The organism is Leptospira tipperaryensis, from assembly GCF_001729245.1.
In the GTDB taxonomy this organism is placed as follows: domain Bacteria; phylum Spirochaetota; class Leptospiria; order Leptospirales; family Leptospiraceae; genus Leptospira; species Leptospira tipperaryensis.
Genome location: NZ_CP015217.1, coordinates 2,224,472 through 2,244,177, shown reverse-complemented (window position 1 = coordinate 2,244,177; position 19,706 = coordinate 2,224,472). Strand labels below are relative to the sequence as shown.

The 19,706-nt window shown below is 42.9% G+C and carries 16 protein-coding genes; 11 read left to right on the top strand and 5 right to left on the bottom strand.

Features of this window, described 5'->3' with window-relative positions:
• Window positions 1-41 precede the first annotated feature (41 nt).
• Together A0128_RS10600 and A0128_RS10595 are read right to left on the bottom strand one after the other, a co-directional pair.
• Window positions 42-812, bottom strand: coding sequence for an SDR family oxidoreductase (locus A0128_RS10600; RefSeq protein ID WP_069607486.1), 771 nt, complete (start codon window positions 810-812; stop codon window positions 42-44).
• Window positions 796-1,506: a histidine kinase gene (locus A0128_RS10595; protein WP_069607485.1), complete on the bottom strand. Its 711-nt coding sequence runs from the start codon at window positions 1,504-1,506 to the stop codon at window positions 796-798. Before A0128_RS10595 ends, A0128_RS10600 begins: the two co-directional genes overlap by 17 nt.
• Before the next feature lie 698 nt (window positions 1,507-2,204).
• Between A0128_RS10595 and recN the strand changes: the two genes are divergently transcribed.
• From recN to A0128_RS10555, 8 genes are all read left to right on the top strand, one after another.
• Window positions 2,205-3,911, top strand: a complete 1,707-nt coding sequence (gene recN, locus A0128_RS10590; RefSeq protein ID WP_069607484.1) for a DNA repair protein RecN — start codon at window positions 2,205-2,207, stop codon at window positions 3,909-3,911.
• A gap of 112 nt (window positions 3,912-4,023) precedes the next feature.
• The gene (locus tag A0128_RS10585) at window positions 4,024-4,629 is read left to right on the top strand and encodes a MotA/TolQ/ExbB proton channel family protein (protein ID WP_069607483.1); all 606 of its coding nucleotides are present in this window, start codon (window positions 4,024-4,026) and stop codon (window positions 4,627-4,629) included.
• 1 nt (window position 4,630) lies between these two features.
• Window positions 4,631-5,080: an ExbD/TolR family protein gene (locus tag A0128_RS10580; protein WP_069607482.1), complete on the top strand. Its 450-nt coding sequence runs from the start codon at window positions 4,631-4,633 to the stop codon at window positions 5,078-5,080.
• A 58-nt stretch (window positions 5,081-5,138) separates the two neighbouring features.
• On the top strand, window positions 5,139-8,027 hold the full coding sequence (locus A0128_RS10575; RefSeq protein ID WP_069607481.1) for a BamA/OMP85 family outer membrane protein: 2,889 nt from the start codon (window positions 5,139-5,141) through the stop codon (window positions 8,025-8,027).
• A gap of 2 nt (window positions 8,028-8,029) precedes the next feature.
• Window positions 8,030-10,225, top strand: coding sequence for an ATP-dependent helicase (locus A0128_RS10570; protein ID WP_069609241.1), 2,196 nt, complete (start codon window positions 8,030-8,032; stop codon window positions 10,223-10,225).
• Window positions 10,226-10,284: 59 nt separating this feature from the next.
• Window positions 10,285-10,725 carry an LIC11625 family surface-exposed protein gene (locus A0128_RS10565; RefSeq protein WP_069607480.1) on the top strand — a complete coding sequence of 147 codons (441 nt, stop codon included), beginning with the start codon at window positions 10,285-10,287 and terminating at the stop codon, window positions 10,723-10,725.
• Between the two features lie 26 nt (window positions 10,726-10,751).
• Window positions 10,752-11,597 (top strand): 3'(2'),5'-bisphosphate nucleotidase CysQ, encoded by an 846-nt coding sequence (locus tag A0128_RS10560; protein WP_069607479.1) that lies wholly within the window; start codon window positions 10,752-10,754, stop codon window positions 11,595-11,597.
• 13 nt (window positions 11,598-11,610) lie between these two features.
• Window positions 11,611-12,786 carry a glycosyltransferase gene (locus A0128_RS10555; protein ID WP_069607478.1) on the top strand — a complete coding sequence of 392 codons (1,176 nt, stop codon included), beginning with the start codon at window positions 11,611-11,613 and terminating at the stop codon, window positions 12,784-12,786.
• Here A0128_RS10555 and A0128_RS10550 read toward each other — a convergent pair.
• Window positions 12,761-13,171 carry a hypothetical protein gene (locus A0128_RS10550; protein WP_069607477.1) on the bottom strand — a complete coding sequence of 137 codons (411 nt, stop codon included), beginning with the start codon at window positions 13,169-13,171 and terminating at the stop codon, window positions 12,761-12,763. The two genes, A0128_RS10555 and A0128_RS10550, sit on opposite strands and share 26 nt — an antisense overlap.
• Before the next feature lie 87 nt (window positions 13,172-13,258).
• Here A0128_RS10550 and A0128_RS10545 point away from each other — a divergent pair, with 87 nt between their 5' ends.
• From A0128_RS10545 to A0128_RS10535, 3 genes are all read left to right on the top strand, one after another.
• On the top strand, window positions 13,259-13,756 hold the full coding sequence (locus A0128_RS10545; protein WP_069607476.1) for a TlpA disulfide reductase family protein: 498 nt from the start codon (window positions 13,259-13,261) through the stop codon (window positions 13,754-13,756).
• A 161-nt stretch (window positions 13,757-13,917) separates the two neighbouring features.
• Window positions 13,918-15,963 (top strand): AMP-dependent synthetase/ligase, encoded by a 2,046-nt coding sequence (locus A0128_RS10540; protein WP_069607475.1) that lies wholly within the window; start codon window positions 13,918-13,920, stop codon window positions 15,961-15,963.
• Window positions 15,964-16,058: 95 nt separating this feature from the next.
• Window positions 16,059-16,745, top strand: a complete 687-nt coding sequence (locus tag A0128_RS10535; RefSeq protein ID WP_069607474.1) for an LIC11631 family protein — start codon at window positions 16,059-16,061, stop codon at window positions 16,743-16,745.
• Here the strand turns inward: A0128_RS10535 and ptsP are convergent.
• Both ptsP and lpxC read right to left on the bottom strand, forming a co-directional pair.
• Window positions 16,742-18,484 carry a phosphoenolpyruvate--protein phosphotransferase gene (gene ptsP, locus A0128_RS10530; RefSeq protein ID WP_069607473.1) on the bottom strand — a complete coding sequence of 581 codons (1,743 nt, stop codon included), beginning with the start codon at window positions 18,482-18,484 and terminating at the stop codon, window positions 16,742-16,744. The two genes, A0128_RS10535 and ptsP, sit on opposite strands and share 4 nt — an antisense overlap.
• A gap of 145 nt (window positions 18,485-18,629) precedes the next feature.
• A complete protein-coding gene (gene lpxC / locus A0128_RS10525) occupies window positions 18,630-19,535 on the bottom strand; it encodes a UDP-3-O-acyl-N-acetylglucosamine deacetylase (protein ID WP_069607472.1) in 906 nt (301 codons plus the stop codon).
• Window positions 19,536-19,706: the final 171 nt, after the last annotated feature.

Below are 19,706 nucleotides of genomic sequence, written 5' to 3'. Positions count from 1 at the left end.
CTTTTAGTGTAAAGTTCTTTTCTGAAAAAATCGATTTCCGATTAAATTTTTACTCCACCTGATATTTCTAATACGACACCGGACACTAAATCATTGTTAACAATGAACTCTGCAGTCATTGCTATTTCATAAGGTTCTCCTAATCTACCAATTGGTATAAGAGATTCCCATTTTTTTAATGCTTCCGGATTCATGTCTTTCATTACCATTTCTGTTTTTATAAATCCCGGTGCAATTCCTGCCACACGAATGCCGTATCTACTTAACTCTTTTGCCCAGAGTTTTGTCATTGCGGCAACTCCCGCTTTCGCTGCGGAATAATTTGTCTGACCGGGGTTACCGTGCATCGCAACCGATGCGATCGGAATGATTACACCTTTACTTTTACTTTCGATCATCTGAATCGCAGCTTCTCTTCCGGTAAGAAACACACCGGTAAGATTTACGTCGATGACTGATTGCCAATTTGCTAATGACATTTTAGAAATTACTTTACCGGTTTCTTTATCGGTTTTCACCAAAAGACCGTCTCTTAAAATTCCAGCGTTTAAAACCGCAACGTCTAAACTGCCGAACTGACTTACCGCGGCCTTCATAAGCTTTTCTGCATCTTCTTCTTTGGATACGTCCGCTTTAAAAGAAAACACTTCAGCTCCCAAGGACTTGATATCATTTTCAGCTTCTTTTAATTTTTCTTCAGATATGTCTGAAAGGACGATTTTTGCCCCGCTTTTGGCGAAATATTCCGCCATCGTTTTTCCCAATCCACCCGCAGAGCCGGTGATTAAAACAGTTTTACCTTTGATTTCCAAGATTGTTTTCCTTTAGTTCCTTACTTCGAATGCTGATATAATTTTCTGAAAACGGAATTTCCACTCTCGCAACGGTTTCGTGTTCGTGAGTCATGACTCGGAAGAGGTGAGGATCTATATTCTCACTTTTTAATAGAATCATAATAAGAGCGATACCAAGTCCCGCTCCTTCCGTATTATCCATGTTATCCATGTAGAATTCGGCGATATCGTTATAACCCATCGCCTTTTTCATTTTCTCCCGCATCCTTTCCTGTTCCTCGGCGATTACTGGAGTGTTGTTTGTGACTTCGACTACGATCCCGTCTGCTGTATAAGTAATGTTTAATTTTACAGAAATTCCACGAGCAAGACATCTCTTGCCATATTCGTCCGCCATTTTTTCCGAAAACTTTGCTTTGAAAGCGGCGACACCTTTTTCATACTCTTCCGGATTTCGAATGTCCAATCCTTCGTCTTCAAAAAAAACTCTCTTTTGGTTTGCTTTGACTCCGTTGATGGACATTTCCTTCGTGATGGTATAAAGCATCTCGATATAACGGGATTGCCCGACTTTGTTTAGGATTTCCGTAATGATTCGAAGAACGTATTTTTCAAGTTTGGAGTTCATCCGAGAGGATTGAACCGTAATTCGGGAACGTGTCTGGATGAGTTCGCTCAGTTTTTGATCTAAGTCTTGAAAACTTTTTGCCATATTTCTTTCTATCCCCGTTAATTCCGGACGCTTACAATTTTCACTGTCAGTCTCGATGATAAAGAGATTGAATCAATCAAATTCCAGAATTACGATATTCTAAAAATCGGTTAAAACCGCAAAAATCCAGACTCATTCTTTTCAACCGTTTGCATTGAGAATTCCCGATTTTATTTTGGCAAAAGGGCTTCTACTCTTAACCTTTGTCGCTGCGATTTTTTTCAGAGATTCGAGATAGAACGCAAAGATCTTATCTCAAAATCAGAATTTGCTAAAATCGAAAGTTCATTTTCTATAAGAAAGGAAGTTTTGTTTTATTTAAAAGGAAATAGGCATGAGAACTCCATCAAAATATCATAAAATGAGAATTCTTTAAAACAAATCTTTCTCCCTTGCTTTGTTTGATTTCGGAAAGAAAACAAAAGAATTCAAAATTTAGAATATTTCATTCCTTCTTTGCGGTTTCTCTTTCCAAAATTCTTACGTTAGGAGCGGTTTTATTAAAAAGCTAAAAATTCTTCCCTTAAAATTTTGAGAATTCAAGATTTCAAACCTTCGTTTACCCGTGTTTGGCGAGAATTTGCCCGGAGATCTCAATTTTTTTTTACCTAAAAATGATTTTAAATAAAAAATAACTTGCAGTCATTTGTATAGCAGTTATATGAAGGGTATAATTTGTTTAGTATCCCGAGGTAAGTATGCTCAAAACCCTGAATATAAAAGATTTTGCTCTCATTGAAGAAGCCTGTATTGATTTTCAAAAGGGAATGACGGTCATCACCGGAGAAACGGGGGCCGGAAAGTCGTTGATTCTGGACGCGATTTCTTCTCTTTTGGGAGGGAAGAGCAGCCCTATGGAAATCCGAACCGGCGCGCCAAAGTTTGTTTTGGAAGGAGTTTTTGATCTTTCTCAAAACCCGATCGCCCTGGATTGGCTGAAAGAGAAAGGTTTTCCGGCCGATTCCAAAGAACTTACTTTGCACCGAGAATGCAGTCGGGACGGAAAGTCTCGAATTCTAATCAATCAATCCCTGGCTTCTTCTACCACGCTGAGAGGACTGGGAGAATTGCTCGCGGAAGTGCACAATCAAAACGATCAGATTCTTCTTTTGGATCGGAGCGAACAGCTGGATATCATCGATTTGCACGCCGGTTTGATTCCTCTTCGAAATCAGGTGAAAGAATGTTTCTTAACGTATAAGAGTTTGAAAAAGCGTCTGGAAGAACTGCGTAAGAATGAAGAGGAAAAATCCAAACGAATCGAGTTTCTCTCGTTTCAAATCCGAGAAATCAAAGAAGCGGATTTGAAAGACGGGGAAGAAGAGAGTTTGAGTAAGGAAGAACGTCTTTTGACGCACGGAGAACTTCTTGCGGAGAATTTCGAAATTCTTTCCTCTTATCTCGCGGATTCCGAATCCGCGATTCTTCCTTCCTTTCCCAGACTTCTGAGCGCTGCCGAAAAGATTAAATCCATTCAACCTGATTTTGGTAAAACCTTGGATTCTCTCCAGGAAATTTATATCCAACTCAAGGAAATCAATTCTTCCGTTTTGGATGAAAAGGAAGAGATTTTCTTTTCTCCGGACCGTTTGCAATTCGTTCAGTCTCGTTTGGATCTCATTTCCAAATTGAAGAAGAAATACGGTTCCGACTTGTCCGAGATTTTAGATTGTAAAAGAAAGGCGGAACAAGAACTGGAAGCGATGGAAAAAAATTCCAAGAACAAGGAATCGATGGAAGCGGAAGTGGAGAATGTTACGACAAGACTCGGTTCTCTTTCGATCCAACTTTCCAAAGCGAGAAGGGAATCTCTCATTCGATTTGAATCTTCTCTCAAATCCGAATTGGAACATCTGGGAATGTCGGGTGCTGCCGTTCAAGTCGTGCTTCGTTGGGAACCGAGTGCGGATGGAGAAATTTCAGCTTCCGGAAAGAGTTATATCGTAAACGAAACCGGACTCGATCAATTAGAATTCTATTTTAGTCCGAATCCGGGTGAAAAACCGAGACCACTTCGAAAAATCGCTTCCGGCGGAGAAGTTTCCAGAGTGATGCTCGCGATTCGTTCGATTCTGGGAGGTCAGTCTCATCTTCGAGTTCTGATCTTTGACGAAATTGACGCCGGTTTGGGTGGAGAGATCGCGATGGACGTGGCTCGTAAGCTTCGGAATTTAGCTTCGAATCACCAGCTGATCCTGATTACACATCTTCAACAGATCGCATCCGCCGCGAATGATCATCTAAAAATCAGTAAATTTGTCGAAGGAGGAAGGACGTTTTCTCGCGCGGAATTTCTGAGCTTAGAAGAACGAACTTTGGAACTTGCGAGAATGATTTCGGGTCAGAGGGTATCGAAAGGCGCTCTTGAACATGCAAAGGAACTGCTGAAAAAACAGGCGGTCTGACTGTGGATCTTTTCCAGTGAGAATCCCTGTAAAAAGGGTGGGCGCAGATTAGAAAACTGTTTGGCAGTAACAAGAGAGTTTTAAACTCTACTTATGGGAGAATTTCACTCAAATGTTTTTAGCCAAATCTGATTCTCTAATTTCTGCGATCCCTCCGGAATCGGTTCCTATCGTTATCGTTTTAGTTTCTATCGTAGGTTTCACAATCATCATCGAAAGGATGCTTTACTTTTCGAAATGGAAACCCATTACCCCGAATGATTGGCGCGCACTCAAAGACTTGTTTCGTCAAAAAAATTGGGACACCGCAACCGACTTTCTTAAAAACTTAAACAACGGTCCTGCTTCTCAAGTTCTGCAAGCGGGGATCGAATCTTCTCGTAAAAATTTAGATGCGGCGGAAGAGGAAATGCTTTCCGCGGGATTTGCTCAGATTCTTAAGATGGAAAGATTTCTATCCGGTCTGGGTACGATCGCAACGATTTCTCCTCTCCTTGGAGTTTTAGGAACGGTTTTGGGAATCATTCGTTCCTTTGAAGAAGGTTCCGGAACACGCGGGGCCGAAGTGGGTATCAGCGAGGCCTTGATTACGACGGCGATGGGACTTGCGATCGCGATTCCGGCTTACGTAGCCTACAACTACTTTCAAAAGAAAAAAGAAGATACAATCGCTGAGATGGAAAATCTTTCCGGCCAAGCGATCAAATATCTGAAGTAATATGAAATTTAGAAAGTTCCGATCTTCTGCGGGTAGAGTCGGCCAAATCGAATTGGCTCCTTTGATCGACGTTATTTGTTTTATCGTAATTTATTTTTTGATGAACGCGACCTTGGAAAAATCTACGGTAATGAAGATAGAACTTCCGCGTTCTTCTTCCACGGCGCAGGAAAAGAAAAAGGACGAACTGGTAATCACCATCAATAAGGATGGAAAGATATTCTTAGATAAGGATACCGATCCTGTTCCCTTGGAAAAACTTACCGAGAAGATCAACGTATTTTTGGGGCCTGTTGACAAAAGAGAACCCGGTAAGAACAGAGTGATCATTCGTGGGGATGGTACGGCGAGCTATCAAACCGTAATCAAAGTGATTGATAAGGTAAACGAGGCAGGAGTGAGTAAGTTTAACCTAGCGATGGTTAGACAATCGGGAAGCGGAGAAAAATAAATACCGGCCTTAAGCGGTTTGATTCTGTAAGCAAATATCTGGTGGCTCAGTCTTTAAGTTGAAACGAACATTTTCCCTCATTCTGAAAGGATCTATTCTAGCCATCCTCGTCGGACTTTTATTCTATTCAGGCGAACTGACTCAACTTCTTTCCAAACGAAGCGATTATATCGGAAAGGTAATCAAAGAAGTAAAATTCAAAGGAAATAAAAACACTTCCGATAGCGATCTGGAATCGATGATCGATATGCGGATCGGCAAACAGCTTACAAAGAAAGTTTTAGACAAGGATCTAAAGACTCTTTTTAATTCCGGATTTTTCTACTTTGTAGACATCCAAGCCGAAGAGTTGGGCGACGGAGTTCGGATCGTAGTCGAACTAAAAGAAAGACCCAGAGTAAAAGAAGTAGAATTTGTCGGCGCCGACGAAGTGTTTCCTGCGGACTTAAGAGATAAACTTCCTCTCAAAGACAACGAAGTCATCACTCCTCAAAAAATTACGAAGTCCAGAGATCTCATTTTACAAAAATACAGGGACGAAGGTTTTTTTCTCGCTTATGTAAAAGTGGAACTCGGAAAACCGGATCCAAAAACAAATCTCGTTCGAGTCCGTTTTATCATCGACGAAGGGGAGGAGATTCCCGTTTCCAAGATCAACGTCTATGGGAACGAATCCGTAGAAACTTCGGAACTTCTTTCCGTGATGGAAATGAAAGAAGAAGGAGTTTTTGAAGGAGGTAATTTTAAAGAATCTTCTTTCGAAAAAGATAAGGATACGATCGTCGCGTATCTTAAAAGTAAGGGTTATCTCGACGCGGAACTCATGCGAGAAGGAACCAACTGGGAAATCCACTGGGAGAATCCCGAAAAAAAAGACCGAAGAGTCATCATCGTAAATATCAAGATCTCGGAAGGCCAGGTTTACTTTTTTAACGGTTATACTCTCAATCACGATAAGACCTTGGATGCCGAAGGAAGACCTCTCTTCTTAAACAAGGAAAACAATCCTCCGGAAACTCCTAAGGAAGAATTGAAACCGCTTCTTCCGGTAAAGGACTTGGAAAGAAATTTAGACTACAGCGACGCGGATGTGGGAGTTCTTTTTGACGAAACTCGTTTTATGCGGGATCGCGGAACGATGAACGAACTCTATAGTTCGAGAGGTTATCTTTTTGCTCAGGTGATTCCTCGCAGAAAGGTCATTTCCTTAGATCGGGAAAATATAGAATATTACGAAAATTGTTATACTCGTAAAACGGATGAAGAAAGAAAAATCTGTGAAACTGAATACGCTCAACTTCATATCAAACGTTTAAGACAACTCTATAACACCAAACCGGAGTTACACGGAAAGAAATTCGTTCACGTCGATTTTAATATCCGTGAAAACAATTTAGCGTATGTCGAAAACGTAGTCATCAAAGGAAACAAGAAGACTCAGGATCGAGTGATCCGAAGAGAGTTGCTCTTCAAACAAGGGGATCTTTTTAATTCTTCTCTTGTAAACCGTTCTCGGGAAAGAATCTACAACCTCGGTTATTTTAAAGAAGTCAACTTCAACATGAGACCGGGTTCGGATCAAACCAAGATGAACCTGATCATCGAAGTTCTTGAACAACCCACCGGAACCGTCTCGATGGGGGGCGGTTACGGAACGATTACAGGATTTTCCATCTTTACCGAAGTTGGTGAAAACAACCTAAACGGAACCGGTCAAAAAATTTCCGGAAGAATCGAGTTTGGTCCGTATCGAAGATTGTTCCAGGTGACTTGGACGGAACCTTGGCTCTACAATAAACCTTGGTCTCTTTCTCTTTCTCTTTTTTATTCTTCGAGAATTTACAACGTGGGTGCGGTTTCCATTACGGAAAACAACAACCAGCAATCGATCAAGGAACAGGCGATCTATTCCAGAGACGGTGTGGGTTTTACGGTCGGGATCGGTCATCGAATCTTTATCAACTGGACCCACTTCCACCGTTATTCACCGAGTATCTACGCTTCTACAAACCCGTCTTCTCTCGTATCCGATCAGGTTCTTGCAGAGGTTCGAAGAGGTTGGCAGTTCCGTTCTCAGGTTTCAAACGGTCTCGCTTATGATATTCGAGACAACGTTTTTAATCCGACTCAAGGTTACGACCTTCTCTTTCAAGTGGACAACGTCGGACAGTTGTTAGGTGGTCAGTCGCACTTTGATCAGTATCGTATCTTGGCTGAATACTATCATACTTGGTTTGACTACAGTCTTTTCGGTTTATTTCGAAACAACGCCCTTCGTCGCTGGAGAGTCGTTCAAGAATTTAGAAGTTCTTCTCTTTTTACGTTTCAGAGAGTTCCCTCCTATGGAAAACAAGATCCGATTCAGAATCCATACATTCAGTTGCAGGACTTACAATTCTTAGGCGGTTACGAATCTCTTCGCGGTTGGTTCTATAACGACGCCAAGTATCCGACGGAATGGAGAGACGGGGCCGCGAGCCGTATGATCTTCGGATCGGAACTTCGATTTCCGATCGAACCAAGTTTACTCTGGCTCGTAACTTTCTTTGACGCAGGAGCCCTCTATGAAGAAGTCAACCGAGCGCAGGGAGTTCGTAGAGATCTTTTTACGACCTATGATCAAAGGCTTTTAGAAGCACAACAAAAAGATCCGGTCGGTTATGCGCTCACAAATTCTTATAACCTTACGGCTCTTCGGAAAGCGGATTATACCTACGAAGAATTAAACAATCCGGCCAATCTTGTTCTTTCCGGAAACAACGTCGCACTGGATAAATTCCGATTCTCTTGGGGTGTGGGTCTTCGAATCCAAATCCCGGTTCTTCCTCTCCGGATTTACTTTGCTCAAAAATTGAAATACACGGGCGTCGCGGATCATCCTTTTACAAAATTCGATTCGGACAACGCGTTTCAGTTTGTCTTCGGGATCGGAGATTATAGGTTTTGACGGTGGATCCTCTCCTCGAAGGTTTAAACGAAGAGCAAAAAAAAGCCGTCCTCCAAGTTTCCGGTCCAGTCCTGATCTTAGCGGGAGCGGGTTCGGGCAAAACACGCGTTATCACCCATAGAATCGCGAATCTTCTCATCAATCACGGGATTGATAGAATCTGCGCCGTCACGTTTACAAACAAGGCCGCCGCCGAAATGCAGGAACGAGTCAAACACTTAGTTCCGTTCCTTCCGGCCAATCTTCAAATCAAAACGTTTCATTCTCTTTGTCTTTATATCCTAAGAAGAGAAGCTTCCTTTTTTGGATACGCGGGAGGGTTTACCGTTTATGATACGACTCTTCAGGAATCTCTTCTCAAACAAGTCGTAAAGGATTTGTCTCTCGATCCAAAATTCTACAAGCCATCGATGCTTGGAAATTATATCAGCGGTCTTAAAGATAAGATGTTGTCTCCGGAAGCTTATCTTGAAAAGGAAGGACGAACCGATTTTTCAAAAAATGTCTCGGCGATTTATAAGGAATACGAGAAAAGAAAAGAAACAAGTAAGGCTTTCGATTTTGGAGATCTTATCTGGAAGACGGTTCAACTCCTACAAAAATCTCCGGATGCACTTTCCAAATATCGTCACAAATGGGAATACGTCATGGTCGACGAGTATCAGGATACAAACAAGGTCCAATACGAACTCGTGATTCTTCTCGCGGGAGAAAAAAAGAATCTCTGCGTCGTGGGTGACGACGATCAGTCGATCTATTCCTGGAGAGGCGCGGATATCGCGAACATTCTAAACTTTGAAAAGGATTTTCCGGAATCCGTCGTCATCAAACTCGAGGAAAATTATCGTTCTTCTTCGAACATCATTCTCGCCGCGTCACGCGTCATCTCAAACAACACACAACGCAAACAAAAAGAAATTTTTACAAACAACCCGAAGGGTTCTCCGGTGATTCTTACCGAGTTTCAGAACGAATCGGAAGAAGCCCACGGAGTCATTACGAGAATTCGTTCGGCGTATTCTTCCGGAACCGAATATAAGAATATTGCAATATTCTACAGAACAAATTCTCAGTCTAGATACTTTGAAGAAGCACTGCGAAACATCGGAATTCCTTATAAAATTTTCGGTGGGTTTCGGTTTTTTGACCGGGCGGAAATCAAGGATTTTATCGCCTACTTAAACGTAGTTTCCAATCCGGTGGATTCCGTTTCACTTTTACGAATCGTAAACTATCCTCCGCGTGGAATCGGAGATTCCGGAATCGATAAGATTCGAGAATTCTCCCTTGAAAAAGGAATTTCACTTTTGGAAACCTTGGGACGCGAAGAGATTCCTCTCAAAAAAGCGGCGAAGGCAAAAGGAAAGGAACTCTTTCATCTTTTTAGCGACCTCATCGAAAAGACCGAAAAGGGTTCTTCTCCTTCCGAAATCGCATTAGAACTTTTGAATCGTTCCGGTCTCATGTCCTATCTCAAAGAAGAGGGTACGGAAGAATCCATCGCTCGTCTGGAAAACTTACAAGAACTAGTCAATTCGATCGAAGAATACGAGAAAAATTCGGATTCTCCTTCTTTGGAAGAATATCTAAATCAGATCAGTCTTCTCACGAGCGAAGAGGATACGAAAGAGCTCACCGACTACGTAAATCTTATGACGGTGCATAACGCGAAGGGACTCGAATTTCAGATCGTCTTTTTATCCGGATTGGAAGAGGGAACCTTCCCTCACAGTATGAGTCTCGAAGATTCTCAGTTTGGAGACGAAGAAGAACGACGCCTTTTTTACGTAGCTCTGACTCGAGCTCGAAAGGATCTTTATTTGAGTTTTTGCCGAACTTCCCGCAAATTCGGAAAAATCGAAGACCGAATTCCTTCCCGGTTTTTGGCAGAAGTTCCGAAAGAATGTTTCGGAGAACAGCAATTTGCAACCAGAGAACGGACCGCGAGAAGACCACAGGGACCGCCCCTCGCTTCCAAGGTTCGAGAAATCGAAGAAGAATCCAACTCCGGTTTTTCAGAACCTCCTTCTCCGGATAACCTTCAACTCAGGGCGGGCGACCGGGTAAAACACAAACAATTCGGGATCGGCACGATTTTAACGGTTTCCGGAAAAGAAAAGAATACCAAGGTGGCGATTCGATTCGGAAACGTGGAGAAGAACTTTTTTGTTGCCTACACTCCGCTTGAGAAATTATAAGGAAGGGGTAAGTTTACTTCCCCGAAATCCGATACTAGTAGCAGACACAGGAAACCCAGATGAAGAAAATATTCGTGATATCTCTATTGCTTCTCATTGCCTCTTCAGGTATAAACGCCGGAAAGTCTCAAGGTGTTGTAGAAGAATTTAACAAAGTAGAAGAGTTTAACAAAAACGTTAAAATTTCAGACGCTTTCAAAAAAGCCACTCTTGAAAAAAACCTGCTCTCTGCGGTAAAATATACTCTCCATCATAGATATCTTGAATATAAAGAAATCACAAAGGATCTCAACGTAGAAACGATGTTGTATGAACCTCAAAAAGGTACTTACACGGTTTATGTGAAGTATAAGAAATTTCTTTTCTTCTACAGCTATAAAATGGATCCGGAAATCTATCTTCAAACTCCCGAAAACGAAGTATTTTATATCCGCCCGGAAAACTTAGACGATCCCCACAAGGAAAGCTCAGCCGCTCCCGAAGCGAAGCCCGTTAAGTGATTCTTTTTTCCTGAGTATTTTTTCTTTTGGATTCGATTCAATATCTCAAGCCCGCTATAAATTCCGTCCTGGAAGCGGGCAAAATCGTATTAGAAATTTATAATTCTGATTTCAAAGTCACCGACAAAGGTGGGAACGATCCCGTCACCGAAGCCGATCTCAAAGCAGGCGCTCTAATCGCCGAAATTCTTCAGTCTACAAACATCCCCGTTCTTTCGGAAGAAGACAAGGAAAGAAAAAACATCTCCATACTTCCGGCGGCTTGGATCTTAGATCCGATCGACGGAACCAGAGAATTTGTTCATAAAAATCCGGAATTTGCGATCAGCCTTGGTTTGTCCGTAAAGGGAAGAGCGGTTCTCGGCGTGATTCTCAATCCGGTAACGGGAGAATTGATCTTCGGAGACGAAAGTGTAGGCGTGGATTATCTGAAACTTTCGGAGATACCGGATTCTTATGAAATCGACTTCAAACGATTCTCAAAAAAATTACATTCTCATTCTCCTATCAAGACGGTCCTGATTTCCAGGACCGAAGAAAGGGAAGGACTTTTTAATCAGAGTATGCTTCCGATCGATTGGAAATATTCGGCGCTGGGTTCGATCGCTTACAAGTTGGGCCTCGTCGCCGCAGGGGTTGCTTCCATTTCCGTTTCTCTCAAACCAAAAAATGAATGGGACGTTTGTGCAGGAATCGCGCTTGTAAGAGCTTCCGGAGGATCCGATCTGGAGATTCAATCCGGTCAACCTTATCAATTTCAGACCGTTTCCGGTCGAGGAGAGGGTTTGATCGCGGGTCATTCCGAATCCCTGAATCAACTCTGGGAAAATTCGAAAACGTATTTTCGATCCAGTCTGAGGGATTGGAACTGATCGAAAAATCTATATGAAAAAAAAAGAATATTCAAAAACTCCAATGCACAAGATCAGAATCGGCGTGGACGCAAGACCTTTTTCAACTCCCGTTTCGGGCGTAGGAAAGATGATCCACAGCGCGCTTTTGGATCTGGGAAAGGATCCCAGTTTTGAATTTTATCTTTTTTCCCATCGGGATCTACATCCGAGTTACGCGGATCTTCTCAAACTTCCGGGAATTACGTTTATCAAAGGGGAGGGGATTCTTTCCAAAAAAGGCGGGATCTACTTTGCGATCGCGCTTCCTCTGCAGCTGCGCAAAATTCAGCTGGATCTTTTTTGGGGAACTCAACAGGTATTTCCTCCGTTTCTTTCCAAAAAGACCGCGACCGTTCTGACCTATAACGACCTCGTAGCTTATCGTTTTCCGGATACGATGCGAACTCTCGCAAGACTTCAGCAAAAATTTTATCTTTCCCGGTCCATCCGCCGCGCGGATAAACTCCTTCCGATCTCCGAATCGACTCGAGACGAGGTCGCGAAATTCTTCCGGATTCCATTAGAAAAAATGCAAGTGGTTTATCCAGGAATCGAACTTTCCGAGTTTCAAGGACTTCTCAAGAAAAAACCCGGAAAAAGAGTGGATTCTCTTCCTAAAAAGTATTTTCTTTCAGTTTCTACGATTGAACCCCGTAAGAATTATTCCTTTTTGTATAAGACGTATTTAGAATATTCAAAATCCGTAAAGCTAAGTCAGAAGTTTTCCTGGGTGATCGGCGGAAAGGCGGGTTGGGATGATCCTGAATTTATCGAAACTCTTCGAAGTCAAAAGAGCAAGGAACTCGGAATCCATTGGATCGAAAGTCCTTCCGATGTGGAACTCGCTCATATGTATAAGAATTGTTCTCTGTTTTTATTTTCTTCCCTCTACGAAGGATTTGGAATTCCTCTTTTGGAAGCTCTGAGTCTGCAAAAGCCAGCGATCGTTACGGATCTTTCGGTGTTTCGGGAAATTGGAGGAAATCAGATTCAATATCTAAGATTGGAACAGGATCTTTGGGTGAAAGCTCTTCTGGATTTTTCAAAAAAGCCTTACGCGGGTAAGAAAGTCGATATCCGAAAATTTTACAGAAGTGTCGCGGCAAAAACGATCGCCGATCAGATTCGAGAAGTTCTAAAGTCTAAAACCATTTCCTCCAGCCCTTAAGTCTGGAAAGAGTTCCCGAAAATTCCAAACCGATCTTAGAATCGATCTGAAGATGAATTCTTTCTCGATCCAAGGGTTGGAGCCGAACCGTGAACGTTTCCTCTCCATTCTTAAAACTGAGATAATCGGGTAAAAATTCCAGTTCGTTCTTTTTCGAATTTCCGTTGAGAGGAATTGCAAACGTTTTGGAAGTTTCCTTCCCTTTTAAAAAAATCAAGATCTGATTTTCCTGAAGCTCCAATCTCGCTTTTCGATTTGTTTCCGAAAAATAAGGTTCTTTGGGAACGGGTGTGGAGATCATTCCGGATCCTCCGAATCGATCTTTCTTGAGATAAGTTAAAAATTCTTCCGGACCCGAAAAGTAATTATAGAAGACAGGATTCACTGGTGTGATCCCAGTTTGAAACTGTGTGGTAAGCTGGAAAGATTTTTTCCATTTACATTCTTTCCGATTTTAGGAAGATGTGAAGAGATGTTTCTAACGCGTTGGTTTTTTTCTTCTCTTCTGATTTTTTTCTCAGCCTGCAATTCTTCCAAAGAAGAATCGATTCTCTATAAACTCAAACTTTCGGACCTCGACAACAAAGCTATAAGTCTCCAGGAATACAAGGGAAAGGTTTTGCTCTTGGACGTCTGGGCTTCTTGGTGCGAGCCTTGTAAGGAAGCGGTTCCAGTTTTAGAAAAGCTTTCAAAAGATCTGCAGGGTAAGAATGGGGTTCTTTTGGGAATCAACACGGAACCGGAACTTACAAAACAGGAACATATCCAAGCCGCTCGGGAATTCGGAATGACCTACCCGTCTTTTGTGGATCGGGATTTTGCGCTTATAAACGAATATAAGGTGGAAGGGCAACCGGCTCTTCTTGTATTCAGCGTTTCCGGAAAACTCCTGAAAATTCAGTATGGGATTCAGGATCGAGACTATCCAAAACTCAGAGCCAGTTTTTCAAATTGGTTCACTGCACCATAGTATTGTATAACACGGTAAATAAATAAGACCGTCCTCGAAGCGATCCAAAAAAAGGGTTTATTTCTGAGGTTCTATATTTAATTTTGAATCCTTACCCGACAGTATCTAGTCGGAATTCCTAAGTTGTATTGAACTAAAGATATCAGGAGTGAATGAGTTTCATGGCGGAAAACTTAGCCCAGCTATTTCGTGAATCTGCGGAAAAATTTCGGGACCTACCGGCGTTCTTTTCAAAAGATTCCAAGAAGGACTACTATCCTACCACATACGGTCAACTGTACGAACAAGGTTTAAATCTTGCGGAAGCATTGATCGAGTTAGGTGTTCAACAAAAGCAAAGAGTAGGTTTACTCGCAGACAATCGTATCGAATGGATGATCGCAGACTACGGTGTGATTTTAACCGGCGCTGCCGACGTTCCACGCGGAACTGATATTACAGATTCTGAAATCGTTTATATCCTCAATCACTCGGAAGTGGAAGTTGTTTTTATCGAAAACGATAAGATACTCGAGAAGTTTAACAGAAACAAATCTCAGCTGAATAACGTAAAGACCATCATCATGATGGATGCGGCGAGTACCGCACCCGGCGTTTTGAAAATGCAGGATCTTATAGAAAAAGGGAAAAAACTGAGAGAAGGCGGATCCAGAAAAGCGGAAGAAAGAGTGTCCGCGATTCAACCCGACGATCTTTTTACTCTGATCTACACTTCCGGAACTACGGGACTTCCTAAGGGAGTTATGTTGAAACATTCCAACATGATGCACCAGGTAAATCACGTAAGTCCGATGTTAAAGATTCAAGCGGACGCACGTCTACTTTCCATCCTTCCGATTTGGCACGTTTTCGAAAGAGTAGTCGAATACGTTTGTCTCGGACTTGGAGCGGCTACATACTATACGAACGTGAGAGATCTTCGTCAGGATTTGGCGACCGTAAAACCCACGTTTATGGGTTCTGCGCCAAGACTTTGGGAAAACATCTACAACGGAATTTATACAAGAATCAACGACCCGGCTCAGACTCCTGCGCTTCGCAGAGGTCTTTTCAAACTCGCATACTTCTTTTCGAGCAAGAGAAACCAAGCGGTTCGTTTTCTAAAAGGAATCGAAGTGGATTATCGTGGAAGAAATCCGATCGGATCTTTCTTTTACGGAATTCTAATGTTCGTACAACTTCTGTTGACCGGACCTTTTACACTTACGATTCTTGCGGGCGCGTTAGGCGCTTATTTCGCCGGAACCGAACTTCACTTCCTGACTTCTCCACTTTACACGATTGCCGGTTTTGCCGTGTTCTTGAACAGCTTCACTCTGGATAGAATCGTGCTCTCGAAGATCAGGGCTGCGACGGGCGGACAACTCAAAGCGTCCATTTCCGGCGGAGGGGCTCTTCCAAGACACGTGGACGAATTCTTTGGAAACATCGGAATCAACGTTCTGGAAGGTTACGGTATGACGGAAACGTCTCCGGTAATTTCGGTTAGAACTTTTGAAAAACTGATCATTGGTTCCGTGGGTGTGGTGGCTCCAAAGACAAAACTCCAGATTCGTAACGATAACAACGCGGTTCTCACAGAAATCGATGAAGAAGGAAATATTTCTCAAGGGAAACTTGGACTGAAAGGAGTCGTTTTCGTCAAAGGACCTCAAGTGATGAAAGGTTATTTCAAAAACGAAGAGGCTACTTCCAAGGCGATCCAAGACGGCTGGATGAACACCGGCGATATGGGGATGATCAACTTTAAAAAGACCCTCACATTGACAGGCCGTGCGAAAGACACCGTGGTTCTTTTGGGCGGAGAAAATGTGGAGCCGGTTCCGATCGAGAACAAACTCCAGGAATCCGCTTACATCAGTCAGTGTATGGTGATCGGTCAGGATCAGAAGAATTTAGGCGCTCTCATCGTTCCGGATTTCGAAAAGCTCCAAGAATGGGCGAAAGAAAACGGAATCAACGAACCGAACAACGAGAAACTGATCGAAAATCCGAAAGTTTACGACCTTTACAGAAAAGAGATCAAGGCTCTAAACAATACGAAGAACGGATTTAAGTCCTTTGAACAGGTGACTCCTTTTATCATCATCTCCAAACCTTTTGAAGTAGGCGAAGAGTTGAACAACATGATGAAAATGAAACGTCACGTGATCACCGAAAAATACATCGACAAGATCAAAAAAATCTACGCTACCAACCAAGATTAGAATTTTTCGATCTTTCGAATTGGAAAAAGCCAGCCCTCAAAAGCTGGCTTTTTTATTTCTTCTGAGAAATTGGCCGCGTACCGATAAAACAGTATATGGCCGGCACTCAGAAACAACTCCAGAAATCTTCGGTATTTTCCCCCTCCGGACACGGAGATTTATACGCACTGGACAATCTCTATCTTTCTCCGAAGAGAGAAAACGAGGTTTGGAACTTTTCCCAGGTCTCTCAATTTTCACCTTATAATCTAGGCTTTCTTTGTATGCGTTCGATCCTGACCGCAAATTGTTCTAAAGATACGATCACAGTCGGCGGATTCACACCAGGCTTTGTTCGAGGACTCGCGAAGATCGAAGGGTTCGAGGACTGGAAACAGTTTCGCGCCGAGGGATTTATTCCCAGAGTTGTGGGAAAAGAATTTCCACTCTCGATGAATTCTGAAATTCATAATATTCTCAATCCGGCCCTGGCTTCCTACGAAAAGGAATTGTTTGAAGAATGGAATCCGAAAGCCGTTTCCATCACAGGAACCTGGGAGAATCAAGAGATTCTGATCACCGGAGTTTCCCTTCCCGAAGACGAGAAAAATCTTCCTAAACTTCTAAAGGATCTGATCCAAACTCTTTCGGGAACCTGCGGAAAATTCTATCTTCGTACGGATAAACATTCCTATCTTTGTTTGAAAAAGGATAAGGAAACACTAGGTCCCGTTTTCTTTCAGGAAAAGGAAACGGTTTGGGATTCTTTTGTGTTTCTGATTTTGGAAAAAGAAATCTCTTAACTCAAGTGTTTGCTAAAGAGGAAGGCTTCGATGTTCTCGTAGTTTTCTTCTTCCGAAAGTTCGATGATTTTTTTTACCAAGGTTCCGGCCTGATGTAAGGAGATGGAACGAATGATCTTTCGAATCGGATTTAAGAATGGAATGGAAACTGAAAGATCCCGGATTCCGATTCCGATTAAGAAGATCGTAAAGTTCGTATCCGACGCAAGTTCTCCGCAAATTCCAAGAGGTTTGTCGTAGTCCCTCGATACTTCCACGATTCGAATCAGTGCCCGTAAGAAGGCGATATGATACGGATTGTAAAGCGAAGAAACGTGGATGTTATTTCGATCCACCGCCATGATGTATTGTAAAAGATCGTTAGTTCCCACCGAAAAGAAATCGGCTTCTCTCGCGATCAAATCCAAGGCGGAAACCGCAGCCGGAGTTTCTATCATCACGCCCATTTTGATCTTCTTATTAAATTTCTCTTTTTGAGCGCTGAGTTTGCGTTTACATTCTTCTAATAGTTCTCTGGTTTTGATGATCTCGGCGGGCCCGGTGATCATAGGAAGTAGTATGCTCACATTCCCAAAAGCCGAGGCTCGCAAAATCGCCGTTAGTTGTTCACTGAACCATTCAGGGTTGGAAAGGGAATATCGAATTCCTCTGTTTCCCAAAAACGGATTTTCCTCTTCTTCTCCGGTTGAGAATTTATCGGCGCCGATATCAAAGGTGCGGATCGTAACGGGTTTATCTTCCATTCCTTCGGCGATCGCTTTGTAAGCGCGAAACTGTTCTTCTCCGGAGACGTTACTGTCCTGGTATTTTAAGAATAGGGATTCGCTTCGAAAGAGACCGACTCCTTCCGCGCCAAAACGGATCGCTTGTTCGCAGTCGAGTTCGGATTCTAAATTACATTTGATCTTGACCCGAATTCCGTCCTTACTTACGGCCCGGGTTTTTTTGGTTCCGCTTTCCTCGACAGGATAGGTGGAACTAAAGCCGTAGTATTTTATTTCTTCCAAAGTCGGAAACCTTACTACGCTTCCCGCTTCCGCATCTAAGAATATGAATTCGTTATCCCTCACATAAGAGGAAAAATCTTTTAAACCGACGACCGTAGGAATTCCATAGTTTCTCGCGAGGATGGCCATGTGGCCCGTCTTTCCTCCGAGGTCCGTTACGATTCCCCGGATTCTTGTCTTATCCATAAGAATCATCTGAGAAGGTGTGAGTTCTCTCGCGACCAAGATCAGGTCTTCCTTCAGACCGGATAAAAAAGAATCTTCTTCTTTTTTTCCCGCGATGAATTCGATCAGTCGATTCGAGACGTCGTGAAAATGATCCACTCTTTCTCTGAAGAATTCATTCTCCATGGCCCGAAATTTTTCGGTGATCTCATGGGTTACGTTTTGTACGGCAAGAATCGCGTTTTCTCCCAGATCCAAAATTCTTTTTTGAACCGAGGTGGAAAGACCCGGATCCGAACAGATCATCGCCTGGGTTTCTAAAATTTCCTGAACTTCTTTATTGTCCGGACCGGACGCTTCGACGGACGTAATGAGGATCCGAAGGCTTTCGAGGCTTTCTTCGAGAGCGATTTTGAACTTTTCGATTTCTTCTTCTTTGGCCGATTCGTGTACGTAGGTTCCGGTAAGGATCGTATTCCTTTTTTTTCCGGTTTTGAGAACCTTACCGTATAGTTTCCCTGGGAAAGCTGTGATTCCGGTGAAAACTGTCCGTTTGGAGGGGATCATTTATAAAGTTGATTTCCGAGTAAAACTCGACTACAGAATTCTCGAAAAGAAGAATCTGACAATTCTTTTCTAAAAATGACGGAGGTCAGAAGAGGGCGCGGCTCGACCTCTGGAATGAGGTCTATGACGAAAGTAAAAAGAATTCTTAGACGATCGCCGCTTTTCTTTTGAAAAGGGGAGTTCTCCGGCTTTTGTATTTGCTGATTTCATCCCCGGTCACGCTGCTCATCACCAACTTTGCCATGGAGATATCCAGTGCGTGTCCCGCCTTCGATGCGAGATAGTGGCCGATGATCGGTCTTCCCGCGATCGATATATCTCCGAAAAGATCTAAGATCTTGTGGCGCACACATTCATTTTCAAAACGAAGCTGTTGGTTCAAATACCCGTCCTGTGTGAGGACGATCGCGTTGTCTAAGGATCCGCCCATCGCCAATCCTCTGGCTTGGAGCGCTTCTACGTCCTTTAAGAATCCAAAGGTTCTTGCCGGAAGAATCTCTTGTTTGATCTTCTCTCGGTCCAAAGCGATCGTGATGCTTTGTCCTTTGAGAAGGGGATGGTTGAAGTCAATTGTGTAGGTAACTTTGAGTTCGTTGCTCGGGAGAAGAACGAGGTATTTGTCCCCGTCAACAACCCAGAGCGGATTTTGCACATAAATCGGTTCTACGATTTCGGGATATTCTACAATTCCTGCGGATTCGAGGGCTTGTAAGAAAGGAAGGGAAGAACCGTCCATGATCGGGACTTCTACCGCATCAATTTCCAGGATCAAGTCGGTGAGGCCCAAAGCATAGACCGCGGCTAAAAGATGTTCTACGGTTTGGATCCGGTAGAGTCCGTCTCCAAGCGTAGTCGCGTTGCTCGTGTCGACTACGTTGCTCAGTTCCGCCGAGATCGACGCCTTTTCTTGCCCTTTCCGATATTCAAAAACAATTCCTGTGCCAGATGCGGCGGGATGAGCGACTAGGTTTACTTCTTTTCCGGAATGAAGCCCGATTCCCTTGATTCTAACTGTATCCTGTATGGATCTTCTATATATGGTTTCTTTCATAGTTGTGCATTTTCGATTTTCCAACTGCTTCCTTATCAAAGGACATCCGTAGGAGCGTCGAAGTTCGCTTTTCGTATTCTCAAGAGCCAAAATTCCACCGAAGTTTTCGGTTTGGTTTGAACCCCTATGTCCCTATATAAGCAAACTCTATGCCAAAGGGTTTATTAAAAC